Source organism: Mesorhizobium sp. CNPSo 4671 (assembly GCF_057784245.1).
The window spans coordinates 22,435-40,275 of sequence record NZ_JBWLUW010000016.1 but is presented as its reverse complement, the minus strand read 5'-3'; the positions used below and the strand labels follow the sequence as shown (position 1 = coordinate 40,275).

Below are 17,841 nucleotides of genomic sequence, written 5' to 3'. Positions count from 1 at the left end.
TTACAAGATCGGCGTGACAGGGATATGAAAATGGCGGTGGATTGCTCCACCGCCATTCCTGGGAACTATGCGGATCAGGCAGCGCGTTTGCGCCTGCGGTCCGGCGTCACGGCCTCTTCGGTCAGTTGCGCAATCGCTTCGGCAAGGCCAAGCGATTCCTGGTCGCGCGAGCCGAGCCGGCGGATATTGACCGTCTGCTCCTCCGCCTCGCGTTTGCCGCAGACGAGGATGACCGGCACCTTGGCCAGCGAGTGTTCGCGGACCTTGTAGTTGATCTTCTCGTTGCGCAGATCGGCTTCCGCCAACAGCCCGGCGGCCTTCAGCTTTGCCACCACTTCGGTCGCATAGCCGTCCGCCTCCGAGGTGATCGTTGCCACCACCACCTGCAGCGGCGCGAACCACAGCGGAAAATGGCCGGAATAGTTCTCGATCAGGATGCCGAGGAAACGCTCCATCGAACCGCAGATGGCGCGATGCACCATGACAGGCTGCTTCTTCTCCGAATCCGAGCCGATGTAGAAGGCACCGAAGCGTTCCGGCAGGTTGAAGTCGACCTGCGTCGTGCCGCACTGCCATTCGCGCCCGATGGCGTCCTTGAGCACATATTCGAACTTCGGCCCATAAAAGGCGCCCTCGCCCGGATTGATCGAGGTCTTGATCCGGTTGCCCGACCGCGTCCGGATCGTCTCCAGAACGTTGCCCATGATCGCCTCTGCATGATCCCAGGCCTCGTCGGTGCCGACACGCTTGTCGGGCCGCGTCGACAGCTTGACGCTGATTTCGTCGAAGCCGAAATCGGCATAGGTCGACAGGATCAGATCATTGATGCGCAGGCATTCCGACGCCAATTGCTCCTCGGTGCAGAAGATGTGCGCATCATCCTGCGTGAAGCCGCGCACGCGCATCAGACCGTGCAGCGCGCCCGACGGTTCGTAGCGATGCACGTTGCCGAATTCCGCAAGTTTTACGGGCAGATCGCGATAGGACTTCAACCCATGCTTGAAAATCTGCACATGGCCCGGGCAGTTCATCGGCTTAAGCGCGAAGACCCGGTCGTCGTCGGTGTCGTCGCCGGCGACCGTCACCTTGAACATGGCGTCGCGATACCAGCCCCAATGGCCTGACGTCTCCCACAGGCTCTTGTCGAGCACCTGCGGCGCATTGACCTCCTGGTAGCCCTGCTCGTCGAGGCGGCGGCGCATGTAGTTGACCAGGTTCTGGAACATCTTCCAGCCCTTGGCGTGCCAGAAGACGACGCCCGGTCCCTCTTCCTGGAAATGGAAGAGATCCATCTCGCGGCCAAGCTTGCGGTGGTCACGCTTCTCGGCCTCTTCCAGCATCGTCTGGTAGGCATCGAGCTGCGCCTGGTCGGCCCAGGCGGTGCCGTAGATGCGCGTCAGCATCGGGTTGTTCGAATCGCCGCGCCAATAGGCGCCGGCCACCTTCATCAGCTTGAAGGCGTTGCCGATCTGGCCGGTCGAGGCCATGTGCGGGCCACGGCAGAGATCGAACCATTCGCCCTGGGCGTAGATCTTGAGATCCTGATCCTCGGGGATGGCGTCGATCAGCTCGAGCTTGTAGCGCTCGCCCTTGTCGGCGAAGACCTTCTTGGCCTTGTCGCGGGACCAGACCTCCTTGGTGAACGGCTTGTTGCGCGCGATGATCTCGCGCATCTTCTTTTCGATCACCGGAAAGTCGTCCGGCGTGAACGGCTCGTTGCGGGCGAAGTCGTAGTAGAATCCGTTCTCGATCACCGGCCCGATGGTCACCTGTGTTCCCGGCCACAATTCCTGCACTGCTTCCGCCAGCACATGCGCGGTGTCGTGACGGATAAGTTCCAGCGCGCGCGCATCGTCGCGGGTGATGATCTCGACCTTGCCGGACTTGCCTAGCGGGTCGGACAGATCGCGCACGGTGCCGTCAATGGCGTAGGCTATGGCCTTCTTGGCCAGCGACTTCGAGATCGATTCGGCAAGGCCGGCACCGGTCATCGCCGCGTCGTAGTCGCGGACGGAGCCATCGGGAAATGTCAGGGAAACGGAATTCAGCATAAGGTTCTCCTATCCAGTCCCGCAAACGAGCGCGGGTGGTCGTGGGGCCGGATGCGTCCGGCAGCGGGCGGGTTTTAGAGGCAGTGACGCGTCAGGTAAAGAGTGCTGATCGGCTTGGCCGTCAGGAAATGTCGGCAGAGATGTCGCAGGCCCGCCGCCCAGGCTTGCTAACATCCCCGCAATCGTCTGGGATTGTCGATATGGAAAACGCAACACCCAGCCGAACCGCCCTCGGCGTCGCCCGTATGAGGGCTCTGCATCAATTTTCGCCGCAGGCAGGGATGTTTCGCGATCCCTACGCGATCGCGATTCTGGGTGAGGCCGCTCCCGCGGCGCAGGAGCTTGAACAGGAAGACGAGCGCCGCCGTCGCATGCGCCTTTTCGTGGCAGCGCGCGCCCGCTTCGCCGAGGACTGGCTGGCGGCGGCGGTGCGTCGCGGTGTCCGCCAACTCGTCGTGCTTGGCGCTGGCCTCGACACGTTTTCGCTGCGCAATCCGTATCCGGACCTCAGCGTGTTCGAAGTCGATCACCCGGCCACGCAAGCCTGGAAACGCAAATGCATTGCCGATAGCGGTCTCGCCGAGCCGGCCGCCACCACATTCGTGCCGGTCGATTTCGAGCAGCAGAGCCTGTCCGCGCAACTGGCCGCGGCCGGCTTACAGTCGACCGCGCCGAGCTTCTTCATCTGGCTGGGGGTCGTGCCCTATCTGACGAAGAAGGCGATCTTCAGCACACTGTCCTGGATTGCCGGCGTCCCCGGCTCGGAAGTCGTGTTCGACTACAGCGAACCGGCCGAGAACCGCGATGCGGCGGGACAGGCCGCGCTGGCCTTCCACGCGGCGCGCGTCGCTTCTGTCGGGGAGCCATGGATCAGCTTCTTCGTCCCGACCGAGCTGGCGAAATCCATGGGGGAGCTCGGCTTCGACGAGATTGAAGATATTGAGAGCGGCGATATCGCCGCCCGTTTTTCCGACGCCCCGAAGGGAATGACGAGCAATTCCGGTGGCCATATCATCCGCGCGCGCCGAAGCGCTTGAGCAATTCCAGGAAAGTGTGCAGCGGTTTTCCGTTCGGAATTGCGTAGAGATCAGACTATTTCACCAGAAGCGGCAGGTCCTTGAGGAACGCCGCCCGCGTCTTGAGGCCTTTTGGCATATCGGTGCGGGTGGCATCGACAACCAGGCGGGCAAAGACTATCTGCTGGCCGTCCTTTTTCGCCCAACCGACGAACCAGCCGAGCGAACGCCTGTCCCTGACCTTGTCGGCATCGTTGGCCAGCTTTGTGCTGCCGGTCTTGCCTTGCACCGTCCAGCCACCGGCCTGGAATGTCGGGATGATGGCTGACGTCATGTCGTAGGCCTTGGCCGAGACCGGCAGCTTGCGCGCCAGCAGCTTGCGCAGGAAATCGACCTGCTCGACCGGCGTGATCTTGAGCGAGGAACTCACCCAGGAATGGGTTAGCCCATCATTCTTGCCGGGATTGCCGGAAACGTCGTTGTTGCCGTAGTCAAATTTTGAAACATAGCCGGCAAAGTTCTCGGCGCCGAGCCGGCGCGTAATCTCCCGGGAATACCAGATAATCGAATCACGCTCCCAGATCACCGGATCGACGGTCTTCTGATCCCGCTTCACCGCATTGAATTCGGGCTTGTAATCCCAGCTCGGCGTATGCTCGTCGCTCAGGATCCCGGCGTCATAGCCGATCAGCGAAAGCGGCACCTTGAACGTCGAAGCCGGGCTGAAGCGCTGGTCGCAGGTGCCGTCCTGGTAGAGCGTCTTGCCGCTCGCCGCATCGGCGATCAGCGTGCACTGCACATCCCTAAGCGGCGCCGATTGCGCGCGCATCGGAAACCCCAGCAACCAGGCGAGCAGGAAAAGGACTCCAGCCAGGATAAAGGGAAGACGGTCGATGTTACGCATTGGTGCTCGCTCCAGAAGGTGTTCGCGAGCGGGCTTAGCGAGGTCTCTTGTCCCGATTTTGTCTCAAATGCGCAGTCTTTGTGCAGGCTTGCGTTAACCCTACCGGACCGTAAACACGCACTGCCATCCGGGGCGTGACCAGCGCAATCAGGTCTTCGTTTCGGCGCGCTTGCGGCCGATCCGCCAGTACCGCCACGGCATGAACCAGACATAACGATCCGCCAACACTTCCGGCACCAAATCGATGCCATGCGTGCCGAACGGTCCACAGCGCAGCACGCGGAAAAACCCCATCCAGCCGCCGGCCCACAGGCCATGGCGGGCAATCGCCTCATGCGCGTATTCGGAACAGGTTGGCAGATGCCGGCAGGAATTGCCGACAAAACCGGACAGCGTCAGCTGGTAGAGACGCACGAACAACGTGCCGAGCAGACGGCCTGGCGTCTTGCGCCACGGGCCGGGCCAATTGCGGCCGCGCCCCGGTGGTCTGGCAGTGTGGGCATGCCCATGCGGGTCGTGCACCGCAGTCTCCGTATCGCGTTCTGTCCCGCGATAGATGTGAGCTTCGTCGGGAGAACGCAATCCCTCCGCCCTTATCCGCCGTGTTGCCATGGGCGGGAACGGCGAAACGGCTGCCTGTCGACAGGGGGCGCCCAGCGGACGGGGCCGGCCGGCTCCTCGATGCGCTTTGCATGGTGCCTTTCGTCACGCCATTGGAAGGTTGCGATCCGCATGACATCGCCGAAAATGTTCAGGAACTGGATCATGGTCGCGTCTCCTTTGACGCGATTAGACTGCCGCTGGCCTTGGCCTTCAAACGAGTATAATTTCGACTTCGGATAACCCTGGATTATGCGAATGAAGCGCGGGCGCCTGCCGCTGACGGCATTGAGGAGTTTCGAGGCGGCGGGCCGACATCTGAGCTTCAGCCGGGCCGCCGAGGAGCTTTTCGTCTCGCAGGCGGCGATCAGCCGGCAGATCCGCGAGCTCGAAACCTTCCTGCGCCAGCCCCTGTTCGAACGTCATCACCGCCGCGTCGAACTTACGGATGCGGGCCGCCGGTTGCTCGCCCAATTGGTCAGGAGTTTCGATGACATCGACAGACTGCTTTCGGAATTGGTCGCTGCCCCGGCGCAATCCGTGGTTCGTGTCAGCGTCGAGCCGTCGCTTGCCTCCGTCTGGCTGGTGCCCCGGCTCAACCGGTTTCGCCAATTGCGGCCCGACATCGACGTCTCGCTCGAAGTCGACCCCAGGCTGATCGAATTCCGCAGCGATCAGCCTGAGCTTGCCCTACGCTTCAGCGCCCATGCCATCTCCTGGCCCCGCAGCCAGGCCGAGCGGCTTGCCTCGACCGTCGATTCACCGGTTCTGTCGCCGGCACTGCTCGCCTCGGGCCCTCCCCTTGAGAAGCCGATCGACCTTGCCCGCTACACTCTTTTGCACGAGGAAAATCGCCAGGGATGGGCTCGCTGGTTTGAGGCGGCCGGCGTGCCGGCGGATGCCGTGCCCGCCCGCGGCCCGATGCTCGCGGACGCCTCGCTGTCGAAACAGGCCGCCCTGCTTGGACATGGCGTGGCGCTGGGCGATCTCTTGCAGATCGGCGGAGAAGTCGCAGCCGGCGCGCTGATCAAGCCCTTCGACATCGACGTTGCATCCGGCGCCTACTGGCTGGTCGCGAGGGATTTGCGTGATCTCTCGGAACCGGCCGCCGCGTTCGCCGACTGGTTACGAGGTGAGTTTGCTGAAAGCAGACACGCGCTGGAGGAGCACGCCTAAGCTGCCTCTTCGGCGCGCTTCTTCTCGATCTGGCCGATGGCGTCGACCACCGCGTCGAAGGTCAGCATGGTCGAGTTATGACGCGCCTTGTAGTCGCGCACCGGCTCCAAATATTTGAGGTCGGCGAAGCGGCCTTCCGGCGGTGCGCCGTTCTCCTTCAGCATCTTCAGCATGGTGTCGCGCACCGCGCGCAATTCCTCGGCACTCGCACCGACGACATGCTGCGCCATGATCGAAGACGACGCCTGGCCGAGCGCGCATGCCTTCACGTCATGGGCGAAGTCGGTGACCACGCCGTCCTCCATCTTGAGATCGACGGTAACAGTCGAACCGCACAGCTTGGAATGCGCCCTGGCTGTCGCATCAGGATGATCGAGCCGGCCGATGCGGGCGATGTTTCCGGCAAAACCGAGAATTTTCGCGTTATAGACATCGTTGATCATTATTTTCCAATCCGTCGCCGCCAAGCGAACAGCGATTGCCGCTGCTGCGTCTTCCTTTCGCTCGCTAGGACCTTATATAATGCTGGCAGTCCGGTAACGACAAGGCGATGAGCGCCGCTGTTCTGGCCGGGAAGTTCACGCCGCTTACGGGGCTGGAAACGGGGCGAGTTTCCGACACCGAAAGGTCGTGGTCCGTTCAACTCGTTCCTCCTTGGAGAGGAACTACGGGAGACGCCTTTATGGATGCCGTCATCAAGAAACTTATGCCCCAGTCCGCCTATATGGAAAAGCCGGTCACCGACCGGCCGAGCGAAGCCGAGGTCGAGGCGGCCGTACGCACCTTGCTGCGCTGGACCGGCGACAATCCGGACCGCGAGGGGCTGATCGACACGCCCAAGCGCGTGGCCAAGGCCTATCGCGAGATGTTCGGAGGCTACGACATGTGCCCGGCCGAGGAACTCGGCCGCACCTTCGAGGAGGTCGCCGGCTACGACGATCTGGTCATCGTCAAGGATATCCAGTTTCATTCGCATTGCGAGCACCACATGGTGCCGATCATCGGCAAGGCGCATGTCGGTTATCTGCCGGATGGCAAGGTGGTCGGCCTGTCGAAGATCGCGCGCGTCGTCGATATCTTCGCCCATCGCCTGCAGACGCAGGAGGCGCTGACCGCGCAGATCGCCGGTGTCATCCAGGACGTGCTCAACCCCCGCGGCGTCGCCGTCATGATCGAGGCCGAGCATATGTGCATGGCCATGCGCGGTATCCGCAAGCAGGGTTCCACCACGCTCACCTCCACCTTCACCGGCGTCTTCAAGGATACGCCCGAAGAGCAGGTTCGTTTTGTCACCATGGTGCGTGGCGGGGCGTAAGCCCCTCACCGGCATCACGGTCAACAGGAAAATAGACCGGCGATGTCGGCACTGGAATTTCCGAAAGCTCCATCAGACAAGAAGGCCCTGGAAGAAGGTGCGGTGTTGTCACCGCGCTTCGACGCCTCCGGCCTCGTCACCGTCGTCGTCACCGATGCCGAAGACGGCATGCTGTTGATGGTCGCGCATATGAATGCGCAGGCATTGGCGCTGACCCTGGAGACGGGCATCGCCCATTACTGGTCGCGCTCGCGCAACGCGCTTTGGAAGAAGGGCGAAACCTCGGGCAATTTCCAGCATGTGGTCGAGATGCGCACCGACTGTGATCAGGATGCGTTGTGGCTGCGCGTGAAAGTGTTGGGCCACGACGCAACCTGTCACACCGGCCGGCGTTCATGCTTTTATCGGACGGTGGGGCTGGTCGACGGCAAGGGGACGCTTCTTGACGACGGCAGCAAGCCGCTGTTCGATGCGGAAAACACGTATCGGAAGCCATCAGCTTGAACCTTCTGCTGCACACCAACCACACAGATTCATCATTTCGATACGGCCCGTCCGTATATTAGCCTTGGGACAAGGGAGATCATGATGCTCGAGTGGGCGTCATTGCGAAACAGACCAGATGTCAGGGAGGCCAACGGCCTGACCTCTCATGGCGGCGCGTCCGAAACGAAATCTCCCAAAAAAACAGGCATTTCGCTCGCTCTGGGCGGTGGTTGCGCCAGGGGCTGGGCCCATATCGGCGTGCTGCGCGCGCTCGATGAAGCTGGCATCGAAGTTTCGATGATCGCCGGCACCTCGATCGGCGCGCTGGTCGGCGGCTGTTATCTCGCCGGCAAGCTGGATGAGCTGGAAGAATTCGCCCGCAGCCTGACCAAGCGACGCATCTTCGGTCTGCTCGACCTCAATCTGCGTGGCAGCGGCTTGTTCGGTGGCATGAAGCTCGACGCACGACTGCGCGAGCACATGGCCGGTATTCGTTTTGAGGATTTGGCCAAGCCGTTCGTCGCAGTCACCTCCGAAATCCGCACTGGCCACGAGATCTGGCTGTCGAGCGGCTCACTGATCACGGCCATGCGCGCATCCTACGCTTTGCCCGGTGTGTTCGAACCGGTGAACTGCAACGGCCGCGTGCTGGTCGACGGCGCGCTGGTCAATCCAGTTCCGGTTTCAGTCTGCCGCGCCTACGAGCAGCCGCTCGTCGTGGCGGTGAACCTTCACTACGACCTGTTCGGCCGCGCCGCCGTGATCAAGCACAGCGCCGGCGAACTGGTGGTCGAAAAGGACGCGCCGCGCGCTGGCCACGTCGACCCAAACCACCAGTCGCATCAGACGCGCCTTGGCATAACCGGCGTCATGGTCGAAGCCTTCAACATCATCCAGGACCGCATCTCGCGCGCCAGGCTGGCCGGCGATCCGCCCGACATGTCGCTGCAGCCGAAGCTCAGCCATATCGGCCTCACCGAGTTCCATCGCGCCGACGAGGCGATCCAGCTCGGCTACCAGGCGACGATGGCGCAGATCGGCGAACTGACCCGGCTGCAGAGCGTTCTCGCCTGATCAAACCTCATGCCCGCGCCGCATCGACAATGCGGAATTGCACCGTGCGGTTGCCGTTCCAGTAATTGCCCGACAGCGAGCCGGCGACATGCACGCTCTTGCCCCGGTTCTTGAATAGGAATTCACCAAGCACGGTATCGACGGCACGAAAGGCGATCGCCTGAATACGGCCGCCGCTGTCCGACTGCAATTCGCAGCGTATATGATTGGTGCCGACCGGCCTGGCGTCGGCCAGCCGATGGCGCGGCAGCACGAAGACCGGCGCGACATGGCCGGCGCCGAAGGGACCCGCCCTTTCCAGCGCGTCGAGCAGACTGAGCGTCGCGCCTTCGGCGGCAAGCGCGCCGTCGATCGCCAGGCTTTCCTCGTCCTGCAGCCGAAACACGTCGGCGGCCGCCCGTTCCTCGAAAAACGCCCTGAGTTCGCCGAGCCTGGCGCGCTCCACGGTGATGCCGGCCGCCATGCCATGGCCGCCGCCCTTGACGATCAGCCCGGCATCGGCGGCTTCGCGCACCAGTCGCCCAAGGTCGAAGCCCGACACCGAACGGCCCGAACCGGTACCGATGCCCACAGCGTTGAAGGCAATGGCGAAAGCCGGCCGCCGCGCGTGATCCTTCAGCCTCGAAGCGAGCAGGCCGACAATGCCGGGATGCCAATTGTTGCTGGCGGTGACGACGATCGCCGGGCCGCTGCCGCCGGCAAGCTCGGCATCGGCCTCGGCGCGCGCCGCGGCCAGCATCTCCTGCTCCATCAGCTGCCGCTCCTGGTTCAGCCGGTCGAGCGTCTCGGCGATGGTCCGCGCCTCGACCGGGTCGTCCGTCGCAAGCAGCCGGCTTCCTAGTGCCGCATCGCCAATGCGGCCGCCGGCATTGATGCGCGGGCCGATCAGATAGGCGAGATGGAACGTGCTAATCGGCTCGCCAATGCGCGACACCCGCGCCAGGGCGGCCAGCCCCTCGTTCTTCTGCTGGCGGGCCATTTGCAGCCCTTTGACGACGAAGGCACGGTTGACGCCGGTGAGCGGTACCACATCGCAAACGGTGGCGAGCGCCACGAGATCGAGCAGCGACAGCAGGTCGGGCGGCGCGACATCGCTCAGGCCTCGCAGGATTTTAGCGGTCTGCACCAAGGTGAGGAAGACGACACCGGCGGCACAGAGACGGCCCTGCCCGGAAAGATCGTCGTCACGATTTGGATTGACGACGGCAATTGCCGCCGGCAACGCACCGCCGACCTGATGATGGTCGAGCACCACGACGTCGGCGCCGGCTTCATTGGCCGCATCGACGGACACCGCGCTGTTGGTGCCGCAATCGACGGTGACGATAAGCGTCGCGCCGCGCGAGACAAGTTCGCGCATGGCATCGGGATTGGGGCCGTAACCCTCGAAGATACGGTCCGGAATATAGATTTCCGACGGTATCGAGAAATGCGCCAAAAACCGCTTCAGCAAGGCGGACGAGGCTGCGCCGTCGACATCGTAGTCGCCGAAGATCGCCACCTTTTCCCTCGCCATCACTGCCGCGGCGATACGGGTGGCGGCCTTGTCCATGTCGGTCAGCGAGGCCGGATTGGGCAACAGGTCGCGGATCGTCGGGTCGAGGAAGCGCTCGGTCTCATCGGCGGTTACGCCGCGTCCGGCAAGCACGCGCGCGACGATGTCGGGCACGCCATGGCCCTGCGCGATGGCAAGCGCGACCATATCCTGCCGCTCGGTCAGCCGGTGCTCCCAGGAGAGCCCGGTCGCCGACTGCCTGACATCGAGGAAGATGCGCCTGTCCCCCATCATGCGCTTTGCCAATTCATGGTTGGCCGCAGGATAGTGCATATCGCCCAAAAAGTGTGCAACGGTTTTGAGATAACGGCATGTACAAACAACAGCCTGAAGCGCGTCGCCTGAACGCGACGCGCTTCAGGGCCAAAGGCGGGCAAAGGCAATCGGTTCGCGGCGGGTGGCGTCGCAGGAAAATTCAAGAAAAACTACGCTTTCCGCTTCTCAGCCTGGCGCGGATCCATTCGTCGGCGGCGTCACCCATCGTCTTTTTCCGACCGTCCTTGAGCCAGGCCATGAAAGGCCGGTCGAACCTGAACGTATCGCCGCATTCGCGGATGGGAAAGCGGCGCACATTCTGGGTGTTGCGGTAGGATTTCGTGATGGGCGTGGCACGCGAAATCGGATCGGCGTGCCAGTCGAACGCATTCATCGTCAATCCTTGCGCGGCCAGGGTTCAGGTGCAGCCAAGGGCTAGCAACTGCGGTGCGGCTTCGCAAGCAAGTCTAGAACTTATCCAAATCCTGGTGCCGGGCCTTGATCTCGCGCACGGTCCGCGACGAGGAGCGCAGCACGATCGTGTGCGTGGTGATGTAGGTACGGCCGAATTTGACACCGGCCAGCATGTTGCCGTCGGTGACGCCGGTGGCGGCAAACAGCACGTCGCCGCGCGCCATGTCTTCCGCATGGTAGATCCGCTTCGGGTCGGAGATCCCCATCTTCGCCGCGCGTGCGACCTTTTCAGGCGTATCAAGGATCAGCCGGCCCTGCATCTGGCCGCCGGTGCAGCGCAATGCGGCCGCGGCCAGCACGCCTTCCGGCGCGCCGCCGGTGCCGAGATAGATATCGATGCCGGTTTCCTCCGGGTCCGTTGTGTGGATGACGCCGGCGACGTCGCCATCACCGATCAGCCGGATCGCCGCTCCCGTGGCGCGCACGGCATCGATGAGCTTGGCGTGGCGCGGCCGGTCAAGGATGCAGGTGGTGATGTCGGACACCGCGACACCCTTGGCCCGCGCCAGGCTCGCAATGTTTTCGGCCGGGGAGGCGTCGATGTCGATGACGCCCTCGGCATAGCCCGGACCAATGGCGATCTTGTCCATATAGACGTCGGGCGCGAACAGCAGGCTGCCCTTCTCGGCGATCGCGATGACGGCAAGCGCGTTGGGCAGGTTCTTGGCGCAGATCGTCGTGCCTTCGAGCGGATCGAGCGCGATGTCGACCGCCGGACCTTTGCCGGTGCCGACCTCCTCGCCGATATAGAGCATCGGCGCCTCGTCGCGCTCGCCCTCGCCGATCACCACCGTGCCCTTGATGGCAAGGCGGTTGAGCTCCTGGCGCATGGCATCGACCGCCACCTGGTCGGCCGCCTTCTCGTCACCGCGCCCGCGCAGCCTGGCGGCCGCCACCGCGGCCCGTTCGGTGACGCGCACCAGTTCCATGGTGAGTATCCGGTCAAGGCCGGCGACGATGTTCTGGGCCACATTCATGTTCGGGAAATCCTCGTTCGCATACCGCCTCCCGCCGGAGGCGCGCCTGTTTTGTCAAACGAGCATGACAACGGCAAGACCTGCCGCACGTTTTATCGAAAGGTAAGCAATATCAATCGATTGAACCACATTCCCAACAAGATTGCGGCCCGGTCGGAAACGACCGGGCCGCCTTGAACAAGCACTGAGGACTGCCGTCGCGATCTAGAAAACCGCGAGATATCTGAGCAGCGAAACGATGCCGATGATGATGACGATGACCTGCACGATCTGCCGCATCCTGGCGTCGAGCGGCAGGCGCTGCACCAGATAGAGAACAAGAATGATGACAAGGAATGTGATCAGAATGCCGATCAACACGGATGAAGCCATGAAGCCCTCCTTCAAATGATTTCCTGAAACGGGAGCCGGCAACGCCGGCTCAAGACCGGCGCGCTCAATACCAGCGGCGCGACGTGTCGTTGTTCAACGACTGGCCAACGGCAATCCCGGCCAGAAAGCCGAGCAGGCCGATCACCCCGACCACGGCGGTCGTCGTGCCCGGGTTATCGCGTGCCACGTCCGAAACCGCCTGGGCCTGGCTGCGCAGCTGCTGTGCCGTGCGCGATGCACGCGCCGCCGCCGTGTCGTAAAATTCCGAAGCCTGCTCGCTGGCGTCATCGAGCATTTCCGCGCCCCGCGCCGAAATGCTTTTGTTGATCTTGGTGATCTCCTTGCGCAGCTCGGCGATCTGCTTTTCCAGGGTTTTCTGGATGTCGTCGATGCCTGGCGTGTCGGATTTGTTGGTATCGGCCATGAAGTGGCTCCCTTGGTTGCTGACCAAGAGAACGGCGCCGCAACAAATTCGTTCCGGCCTATTCGTGGCTGACCGCCATCGAGCCGACAGCAGGCGCGGAGAAATTCTTCCCCCTTGGCGAAAACTACCCTGCCCGCTCGATGCGGATGACCTGCGGCTTGTCGGTCAGGTGACCGTCCTTGGTGATGCCGTCCACGGCCTTGCGCACGGCGGCCTCAGTGGTCTCGTGCGTGACCAGGATCACCGTCTTCTGCGCCTCGGCCTCGCCATTGACCGCGTGCTGGACGATCGATTCCAGCGAAATATCATTGTCGGCCATGCGCTTGGCGATCGCGGCGAAGACGCCGATGCGATCATGCACGGTCAGCCGGATAAAGTAGCCGCCGGCATGGCTGCGCATCTGCGCCTTCTTGTAGGGCCTGAGCTCCTTCGCCGGCCGGCCGAAGACCGGACCATGCTGGAAGCCGGGCCGACTCTTGGCGATGTCGGCGACGTCGCCGATGACGGCCGAGGCGGTGGCGTTGCCGCCGGCGCCGGGGCCGGAGAGCAGCAGTTCGCCAAGGATGTCTGTCTCGATCGCCACCGCATTGGTGACGCCATGCACCTGCGCGATGACGGAGGCGGTCGGCACCATGGTCGGATGCACGCGCTGCTCGATGCCACTTTCGGTGCGCTGGGCGACGCCGAGCAGCTTGATCCGATAGCCGAGATCGCCCGCCGCACGGATGTCGGCCTGGGTGATGTTGGAAATGCCTTCCATGTAGATGTCGTTGGCGGCGATCTTGGTACCGAAGGCAAGGCTGGTCAGGATCGACAGCTTGTGCGCTGTGTCGTGGCCTTCGATGTCGAAGGTCGGATCGGCCTCGGCGTAGCCCAGCCGCTGCGCATCCTTCAGGCAGGCGTCGAAGGAGATGCCCTCGGCCTCCATGCGGGTCAGGATGTAGTTGCAGGTGCCGTTGAGGATGCCGAAGACGCGGGTGACAGAATTGCCGGCCATCGCCTCGCGCATCGTCTTGATGACGGGAATGCCGCCCGCCACCGCCGCCTCGTAGTTGAGCAGCACGCCCTTCTTCTCGGCGATCTCGGCCAGCGCCACGCCATGCTTGGCGAGCAGCGCCTTGTTGGCGGTGACGACATGGCGGCCTGCTTCGAGCGCCGCTTTCACCGACAGGCGTGCCGGCCCCTCGTCGCCGCCGATCAGTTCGATGAACACGTCGATCTCGGCGCTCTGCGCCATCTTGACCGGATCGTCGAACCATTTCGCCGAACTGACATCGACGCCACGGTCGCGCTTCGGGTCGCGCGCCGAAACCGCTGACACGACAATGTCGCGCCCGCATTGCCGGGTCAGCTCCGCCGCCTTGTCGCGCAGCACGCGCGCCACCGATGCACCGACCGTGCCAAGTCCGGCAATTCCAACACGCAGAGCTTCAGCCATGGAAGGCGACGTCCCTCAAAATCAGATCGAATTTTTGCTTACCGGTGGGCGGACAGCGGCACCACATTGTTGGGCTGCTTGGCGCTGCTCGACAGGAAGCGCTTGATGTTGCGCGCCGCCTGGCGGATCCGGTGCTCGTTCTCCACCAGCGCCACGCGCACGAAATCGTCGCCATGTTCGCCGAAGCCGACACCGGGCGCCACCGCCACGTCGGCGTGCTCGATGAGCAGCTTGGAGAATTCGAGCGAGCCGAGATGCTTGAACGGTTCAGGGATCGGCGCCCAGGCGAACATCGAGGCGGCGGGTGCCGGGATGGTCCATCCAGCGCGTCCGAAGGAATCGACCATCACGTCGCGGCGCTTGTGATAGATGTCACGCACCTCGGCGATATCGGCGCCGTCGCCATTCAGCGCATGCGCCGCCGCCACCTGGATCGGCGTGAAGGCGCCGTAGTCGAGGTAGGATTTCACCCGGGTGAGCGCCGAGATCAGCCGCTCATTGCCGACGGCGAAGCCCATGCGCCAGCCGGGCATGGAGAAGGTCTTCGACATCGAGGTGAACTCGACGCAGACATCGATGGCACCCGGCACCTGCAGCACCGAAGGCGGCGGATTGCCGTCGAAATAGATCTCCGAATAGGCCAGGTCAGACAGGATGATAATGTCGTTCTTCTTCGCGAACGCCACAACGTCCTTGTAGAAATCGAGCGAAGCGACCAGTGCCGTCGGGTTCGACGGATAGTTGAGGATCAGCGCCAGCGGTTTCGGGATAGAGTGACGAACGCCGCGCTCAAGCGCTGGGATGAAACCGTCATCAGGCTCGACCTGCAGCGAACGAATGACGCCGCCCGACATGATGAAACCGAAGGCGTGGATCGGATAGGTCGGATTGGGGCACAGGATGACGTCGCCCGGCGCGGTGATCGCCTGCGCCATATTGGCGAACCCTTCCTTCGAGCCGAGCGTGGCCACCACTTGCGTGTCGGGGTTGAGCTTCACGCCGAAGCGGCGCTGGTAATAGGCGGCCTGGGCGCGGCGCAGGCCCGGAATGCCGCGCGAGGAGGAATAGCGATGCGTGCGTGGATCGCGCACCACTTCGCACAATTTGTCGACGATGGCCTTGGGCGTCGGCAGGTCCGGATTGCCCATGCCGAGGTCGATGATGTCGGCGCCGCGCGAACGGGCACTGGCCTTCAGCCGGTTGACCTGCTCGAACACGTAAGGCGGAAGGCGGCGGACCTTGTGAAACTCTTCCATGGCAGTTCCAGACAGCAAAAGGGGTATTGGGCGCGGGCTATATACTCATTTGCAGGTAGGGTCGAGGGTGGGATCGCATTTGCCTTCGATCTGCTCCAGCGTCTGCGGGCCATGCTTCTTGGCCAGATCCGTCAGTGCTGCCTGATTGCCGGCAGCGCCACCGGCGCTTTTGGCGCCCTGCCCGTTCTTGGCGGCCTTGAGTTCGGCGAGCTTGGCTTTGCTCTCATCCGCGGTGAACTGTTTGTTCGCCACTTGTGGCGGGATGTTGAGGTTCGGGAAGGTGCCGGTATCCTTCGGGCCTGCATTCTCTGCCATGGGCACCGGTCCACTGGTATTCGTGCTCGAACACCCGGCGATCCCCAACAGGGCGATCGCCACGCCGACGCGACAAAAGCGTGCGGCGCCAAAAAAAACAGTCTCGCCAATATTAATCGTCATATTGTTTCCTTGGCATCCGAGGTAGAGCGAGATTGGACCCTGTCGGATGTCCCATGTTAATATGTCAAGAAAACGCCTCGGGAGGAACCCCGCGAACCATGTCCAAAACACCCGATTCGGGCAAAGCGGAACATGACGAGCCTTCGACCGTCGAGCAATATCTGGTGAAGGATCCGGAGCGCTTTGCGTTGAATATGGCGCGTATGATCGAGCAGGCCGGCAAGGCGGCGTCCGCCTGGGCCGAACCGCGCGAACGCGGCGAAGTGCGCGACCACGTCGCCGAGCCGGTCGTCGACATGGTCAAGACCTTCTCGAAACTCAGCGAATACTGGCTGGCCGACCCGCAGCGCGCGCTCGAAGCGCAGACGCGGCTGTTCGCCGGCTATATGACCGTGTGGGCGAATGCCATCCAGCGCGTCAGCCCCAACACCGAGGCCCCCGACGACGCGGTAAAGCCGGAGCGCGGCGACAAGCGCTTCCAGGACCCGGAATGGGGCCGCAACGCCTTCTTCGATTTCCTCAAGCAGGCCTATCTCGTCACCTCGCGCTGGGCGTCCGAACTGGTCGATCACGCCGAAGGTCTGGACGAGCACACCCGCCACAAGGCGAGCTTCTACGTCAAGCAGGTGTCCAACGCCATCTCGCCGTCGAATTTCATCCTGACCAACCCGGAACTGTTTCGGGAAACCGTCGCCTCCAACGGCGAGAACCTGGTGCGCGGCATGAAGATGCTGGCCGAGGACATCGCCGCCGGCAAGGGTGACCTGAAGCTGCGCCAGGCCGACTATTCGCCCTTCGAGATCGGCAGGAACATCGCTACCACGCCCGGCAAGGTTGTCGGCCGCAGCGATGTCGCCGAGATCATCCAGTATGATCCGGCCACCGAAACGGTGCTGAAACGCCCGCTGCTGATCTGCCCGCCCTGGATCAACAAGTTCTACATACTCGATCTCAACCCGCAGAAATCCTTCATCCGCTGGGCTATCGAACAAGGCCACACCGTCTTCGTCATTTCCTGGATCAATCCGGATGAACGCCACGGCGCCAAGGGTTGGGAGGCCTATATCCGCGAGGGCCTGCAATACGGCCTCGACACGATCGAGAGGGCCACCGGTGAACGTGACGTCAACGCGATCGGTTATTGCGTCGGCGGCACGCTTTTGGCGGCAGCACTGGCGCTGATGGCGCAGGAGGGCGACGACCGCATCAAGTCGGCGACCTTCTTCACCACGCAGGTCGACTTCACCTATGCCGGCGACCTGAAAGTCTTCGTCGATGAGGACCAGGTCGCGGCGGTGGAAAAGTCGATGAACGAGAAGGGCTATCTCGACGGCACCAAAATGGCGACCGCCTTCAACATGCTGCGCTCCGGCGACCTGATCTGGCCCTATGTCGTCAACAATTACATGCGCGGCAAGGATCCCCTGCCCTTCGACCTGCTCTACTGGAATGCCGATTCGACCCGCATGGCGGCGGCCAACCACTCCTTCTACCTGCGCAACTGCTATCTCGATAACACGCTTTCGCAGGGCACGATGGAACTCGCCGGCCACACCATCTCGCTGGCCGACATCACCATCCCGGTCTACAACCTCGCCTCCAAGGAAGATCACATCGCGCCGGCGCTGTCCGTCTTCCTCGGTTCGAAATATTTCGGCGGCAAGGTCGACTATGTGATGGCGGGATCCGGCCATATCGCTGGCGTCGTCAATCCGCCCGCATCCAACAAATACCAGTACTGGACCGGCGGTGCGCCGATTGGCGATTTCGGCGACTGGGTGGCCAAGGCAACGGACCATCCGGGATCCTGGTGGCCGCACTGGCAAAGCTGGATCGAGGCCAAGGACAACACCCGCGTGCCTGCCCGCAAACCCGGCAAGCATATGAAAACCTTGGGCGATGCTCCCGGTAGCTATGTGAAGGTGCGTGTGTAACGGACTGTAATGTCTGGTGAGTTGACGGCTTGTCAAAAGCGGGCGAAATGGTGTCGTCAACCATCAAGCAGCCGTAATTCGGCAATCACTGCAAAA

The 17,841-nt window shown here is 62.8% G+C and carries 18 protein-coding genes; 6 read left to right on the top strand and 12 right to left on the bottom strand.

What is annotated here, in order from left to right; all coding sequences use genetic code 11:
* Positions 1–74: 74 nt before the first annotated feature.
* Positions 75–2,051 (bottom strand): threonine--tRNA ligase, encoded by a 1,977-nt coding sequence (thrS, locus tag AC04SF_RS31690; RefSeq protein WP_488480992.1) that lies wholly within the window; start codon positions 2,049–2,051, stop codon positions 75–77.
* A 200-nt stretch (positions 2,052–2,251) separates the two neighbouring features.
* Here thrS and AC04SF_RS31685 point away from each other — a divergent pair, with 200 nt between their 5' ends.
* Complete coding sequence (locus tag AC04SF_RS31685; protein WP_488481045.1) at positions 2,252–3,088, top strand: SAM-dependent methyltransferase; 837 nt, start codon at positions 2,252–2,254, stop codon at positions 3,086–3,088.
* Positions 3,089–3,143: 55 nt separating this feature from the next.
* Here the strand turns inward: AC04SF_RS31685 and blaOXA are convergent, their stop codons facing one another.
* Together blaOXA and yidD are read right to left on the bottom strand one after the other, a co-directional pair.
* Positions 3,144–3,971, bottom strand: a complete 828-nt coding sequence (gene blaOXA, locus AC04SF_RS31680; protein ID WP_488480991.1) for a class D beta-lactamase — start codon at positions 3,969–3,971, stop codon at positions 3,144–3,146.
* Positions 3,972–4,118: 147 nt separating this feature from the next.
* Positions 4,119–4,493, bottom strand: a complete 375-nt coding sequence (yidD, locus tag AC04SF_RS31675; protein ID WP_488480990.1) for a membrane protein insertion efficiency factor YidD — start codon at positions 4,491–4,493, stop codon at positions 4,119–4,121.
* 336 nt (positions 4,494–4,829) lie between these two features.
* On the opposite strand from yidD, the gene AC04SF_RS31670 reads away from it, so the two are divergent.
* Positions 4,830–5,747, top strand: coding sequence for a LysR substrate-binding domain-containing protein (locus AC04SF_RS31670; RefSeq protein WP_488480989.1), 918 nt, complete (start codon positions 4,830–4,832; stop codon positions 5,745–5,747).
* Here AC04SF_RS31670 and AC04SF_RS31665 read toward each other — a convergent pair.
* Positions 5,744–6,190 carry an iron-sulfur cluster assembly scaffold protein gene (locus tag AC04SF_RS31665; RefSeq protein ID WP_488480988.1) on the bottom strand — a complete coding sequence of 149 codons (447 nt, stop codon included), beginning with the start codon at positions 6,188–6,190 and terminating at the stop codon, positions 5,744–5,746. The genes AC04SF_RS31670 and AC04SF_RS31665 overlap by 4 nt on opposite strands.
* A gap of 239 nt (positions 6,191–6,429) precedes the next feature.
* Between AC04SF_RS31665 and folE the strand changes: the two genes are divergently transcribed.
* The 3 genes from folE (at position 6,430) to AC04SF_RS31650 (ending at position 8,622) form a co-directional block, all read left to right on the top strand.
* A complete protein-coding gene (folE, locus tag AC04SF_RS31660) occupies positions 6,430–7,062 on the top strand; it encodes a GTP cyclohydrolase I FolE (protein WP_140701570.1) in 633 nt (210 codons plus the stop codon).
* 42 nt (positions 7,063–7,104) lie between these two features.
* A complete protein-coding gene (gene hisI, locus AC04SF_RS31655) occupies positions 7,105–7,566 on the top strand; it encodes a phosphoribosyl-AMP cyclohydrolase (protein WP_488480987.1) in 462 nt (153 codons plus the stop codon).
* 84 nt (positions 7,567–7,650) lie between these two features.
* Entirely contained in the window at positions 7,651–8,622 is a 972-nt protein-coding gene (locus AC04SF_RS31650; protein WP_488480986.1) for a patatin family protein, read from the top strand.
* A gap of 7 nt (positions 8,623–8,629) precedes the next feature.
* Here the strand turns inward: AC04SF_RS31650 and recJ are convergent, their stop codons facing one another.
* The 8 genes from recJ to AC04SF_RS31610 form a co-directional block, all read right to left on the bottom strand.
* On the bottom strand, positions 8,630–10,411 hold the full coding sequence (gene recJ, locus AC04SF_RS31645; protein ID WP_488480985.1) for a single-stranded-DNA-specific exonuclease RecJ: 1,782 nt from the start codon (positions 10,409–10,411) through the stop codon (positions 8,630–8,632).
* A gap of 181 nt (positions 10,412–10,592) precedes the next feature.
* Positions 10,593–10,826, bottom strand: coding sequence for a DUF6434 domain-containing protein (locus AC04SF_RS31640; RefSeq protein WP_488480984.1), 234 nt, complete (start codon positions 10,824–10,826; stop codon positions 10,593–10,595).
* A gap of 73 nt (positions 10,827–10,899) precedes the next feature.
* Positions 10,900–11,883, bottom strand: a complete 984-nt coding sequence (gene glpX, locus AC04SF_RS31635; RefSeq protein WP_096446628.1) for a class II fructose-bisphosphatase — start codon at positions 11,881–11,883, stop codon at positions 10,900–10,902.
* A 204-nt stretch (positions 11,884–12,087) separates the two neighbouring features.
* Positions 12,088–12,255, bottom strand: coding sequence for a Thivi_2564 family membrane protein (locus tag AC04SF_RS31630; RefSeq protein ID WP_488480983.1), 168 nt, complete (start codon positions 12,253–12,255; stop codon positions 12,088–12,090).
* Positions 12,256–12,319: 64 nt separating this feature from the next.
* Positions 12,320–12,679 (bottom strand): hypothetical protein, encoded by a 360-nt coding sequence (locus AC04SF_RS31625; RefSeq protein ID WP_488480982.1) that lies wholly within the window; start codon positions 12,677–12,679, stop codon positions 12,320–12,322.
* A 124-nt stretch (positions 12,680–12,803) separates the two neighbouring features.
* A complete protein-coding gene (locus tag AC04SF_RS31620; protein ID WP_096446632.1) occupies positions 12,804–14,117 on the bottom strand; it encodes a homoserine dehydrogenase in 1,314 nt (437 codons plus the stop codon).
* Between the two features lie 38 nt (positions 14,118–14,155).
* On the bottom strand, positions 14,156–15,373 hold the full coding sequence (locus AC04SF_RS31615) for an LL-diaminopimelate aminotransferase (RefSeq protein ID WP_095199962.1): 1,218 nt from the start codon (positions 15,371–15,373) through the stop codon (positions 14,156–14,158).
* 45 nt (positions 15,374–15,418) lie between these two features.
* Complete coding sequence (locus tag AC04SF_RS31610) at positions 15,419–15,811, bottom strand: hypothetical protein (RefSeq protein ID WP_488480981.1); 393 nt, start codon at positions 15,809–15,811, stop codon at positions 15,419–15,421.
* Between the two features lie 98 nt (positions 15,812–15,909).
* On the opposite strand from AC04SF_RS31610, the gene phaC reads away from it, so the two are divergent.
* Complete coding sequence (phaC, locus tag AC04SF_RS31605; protein ID WP_488480980.1) at positions 15,910–17,745, top strand: class I poly(R)-hydroxyalkanoic acid synthase; 1,836 nt, start codon at positions 15,910–15,912, stop codon at positions 17,743–17,745.
* Positions 17,746–17,841: the final 96 nt, after the last annotated feature.

Bases quoted from the DNA above. Each gene is read 5' to 3' on its own strand.
- AC04SF_RS31650 (WP_488480986.1), top strand. From the start codon at position 7,651: ATGCTCGAGTGGGCGTCATTGCGAAACAGACCAGATGTCAGGGAGGCC.
- AC04SF_RS31620 (WP_096446632.1), bottom strand. From the start codon at position 14,117: ATGGCTGAAGCTCTGCGTGTTGGAATTGCCGGACTTGGCACGGTCGGT.
- AC04SF_RS31685 (WP_488481045.1), top strand. From the start codon at position 2,252: ATGGAAAACGCAACACCCAGCCGAACCGCCCTCGGCGTCGCCCGTATG.
- AC04SF_RS31670 (WP_488480989.1), top strand. From the start codon at position 4,830: ATGAAGCGCGGGCGCCTGCCGCTGACGGCATTGAGGAGTTTCGAGGCG.
- AC04SF_RS31630 (WP_488480983.1), bottom strand. From the start codon at position 12,255: ATGGCTTCATCCGTGTTGATCGGCATTCTGATCACATTCCTTGTCATC.
- blaOXA (WP_488480991.1), bottom strand. From the start codon at position 3,971: ATGCGTAACATCGACCGTCTTCCCTTTATCCTGGCTGGAGTCCTTTTC.
- AC04SF_RS31640 (WP_488480984.1), bottom strand. From the start codon at position 10,826: ATGAATGCGTTCGACTGGCACGCCGATCCGATTTCGCGTGCCACGCCC.
- glpX (WP_096446628.1), bottom strand. From the start codon at position 11,883: ATGAATGTGGCCCAGAACATCGTCGCCGGCCTTGACCGGATACTCACC.
- AC04SF_RS31610 (WP_488480981.1), bottom strand. From the start codon at position 15,811: ATGACGATTAATATTGGCGAGACTGTTTTTTTTGGCGCCGCACGCTTT.
- hisI (WP_488480987.1), top strand. From the start codon at position 7,105: ATGTCGGCACTGGAATTTCCGAAAGCTCCATCAGACAAGAAGGCCCTG.
- AC04SF_RS31665 (WP_488480988.1), bottom strand. From the start codon at position 6,190: ATGATCAACGATGTCTATAACGCGAAAATTCTCGGTTTTGCCGGAAAC.
- recJ (WP_488480985.1), bottom strand. From the start codon at position 10,411: ATGATGGGGGACAGGCGCATCTTCCTCGATGTCAGGCAGTCGGCGACC.
- AC04SF_RS31625 (WP_488480982.1), bottom strand. From the start codon at position 12,679: ATGGCCGATACCAACAAATCCGACACGCCAGGCATCGACGACATCCAG.
- AC04SF_RS31615 (WP_095199962.1), bottom strand. From the start codon at position 15,373: ATGGAAGAGTTTCACAAGGTCCGCCGCCTTCCGCCTTACGTGTTCGAG.
- phaC (WP_488480980.1), top strand. From the start codon at position 15,910: ATGTCCAAAACACCCGATTCGGGCAAAGCGGAACATGACGAGCCTTCG.
- thrS (WP_488480992.1), bottom strand. From the start codon at position 2,051: ATGCTGAATTCCGTTTCCCTGACATTTCCCGATGGCTCCGTCCGCGAC.
- folE (WP_140701570.1), top strand. From the start codon at position 6,430: ATGGATGCCGTCATCAAGAAACTTATGCCCCAGTCCGCCTATATGGAA.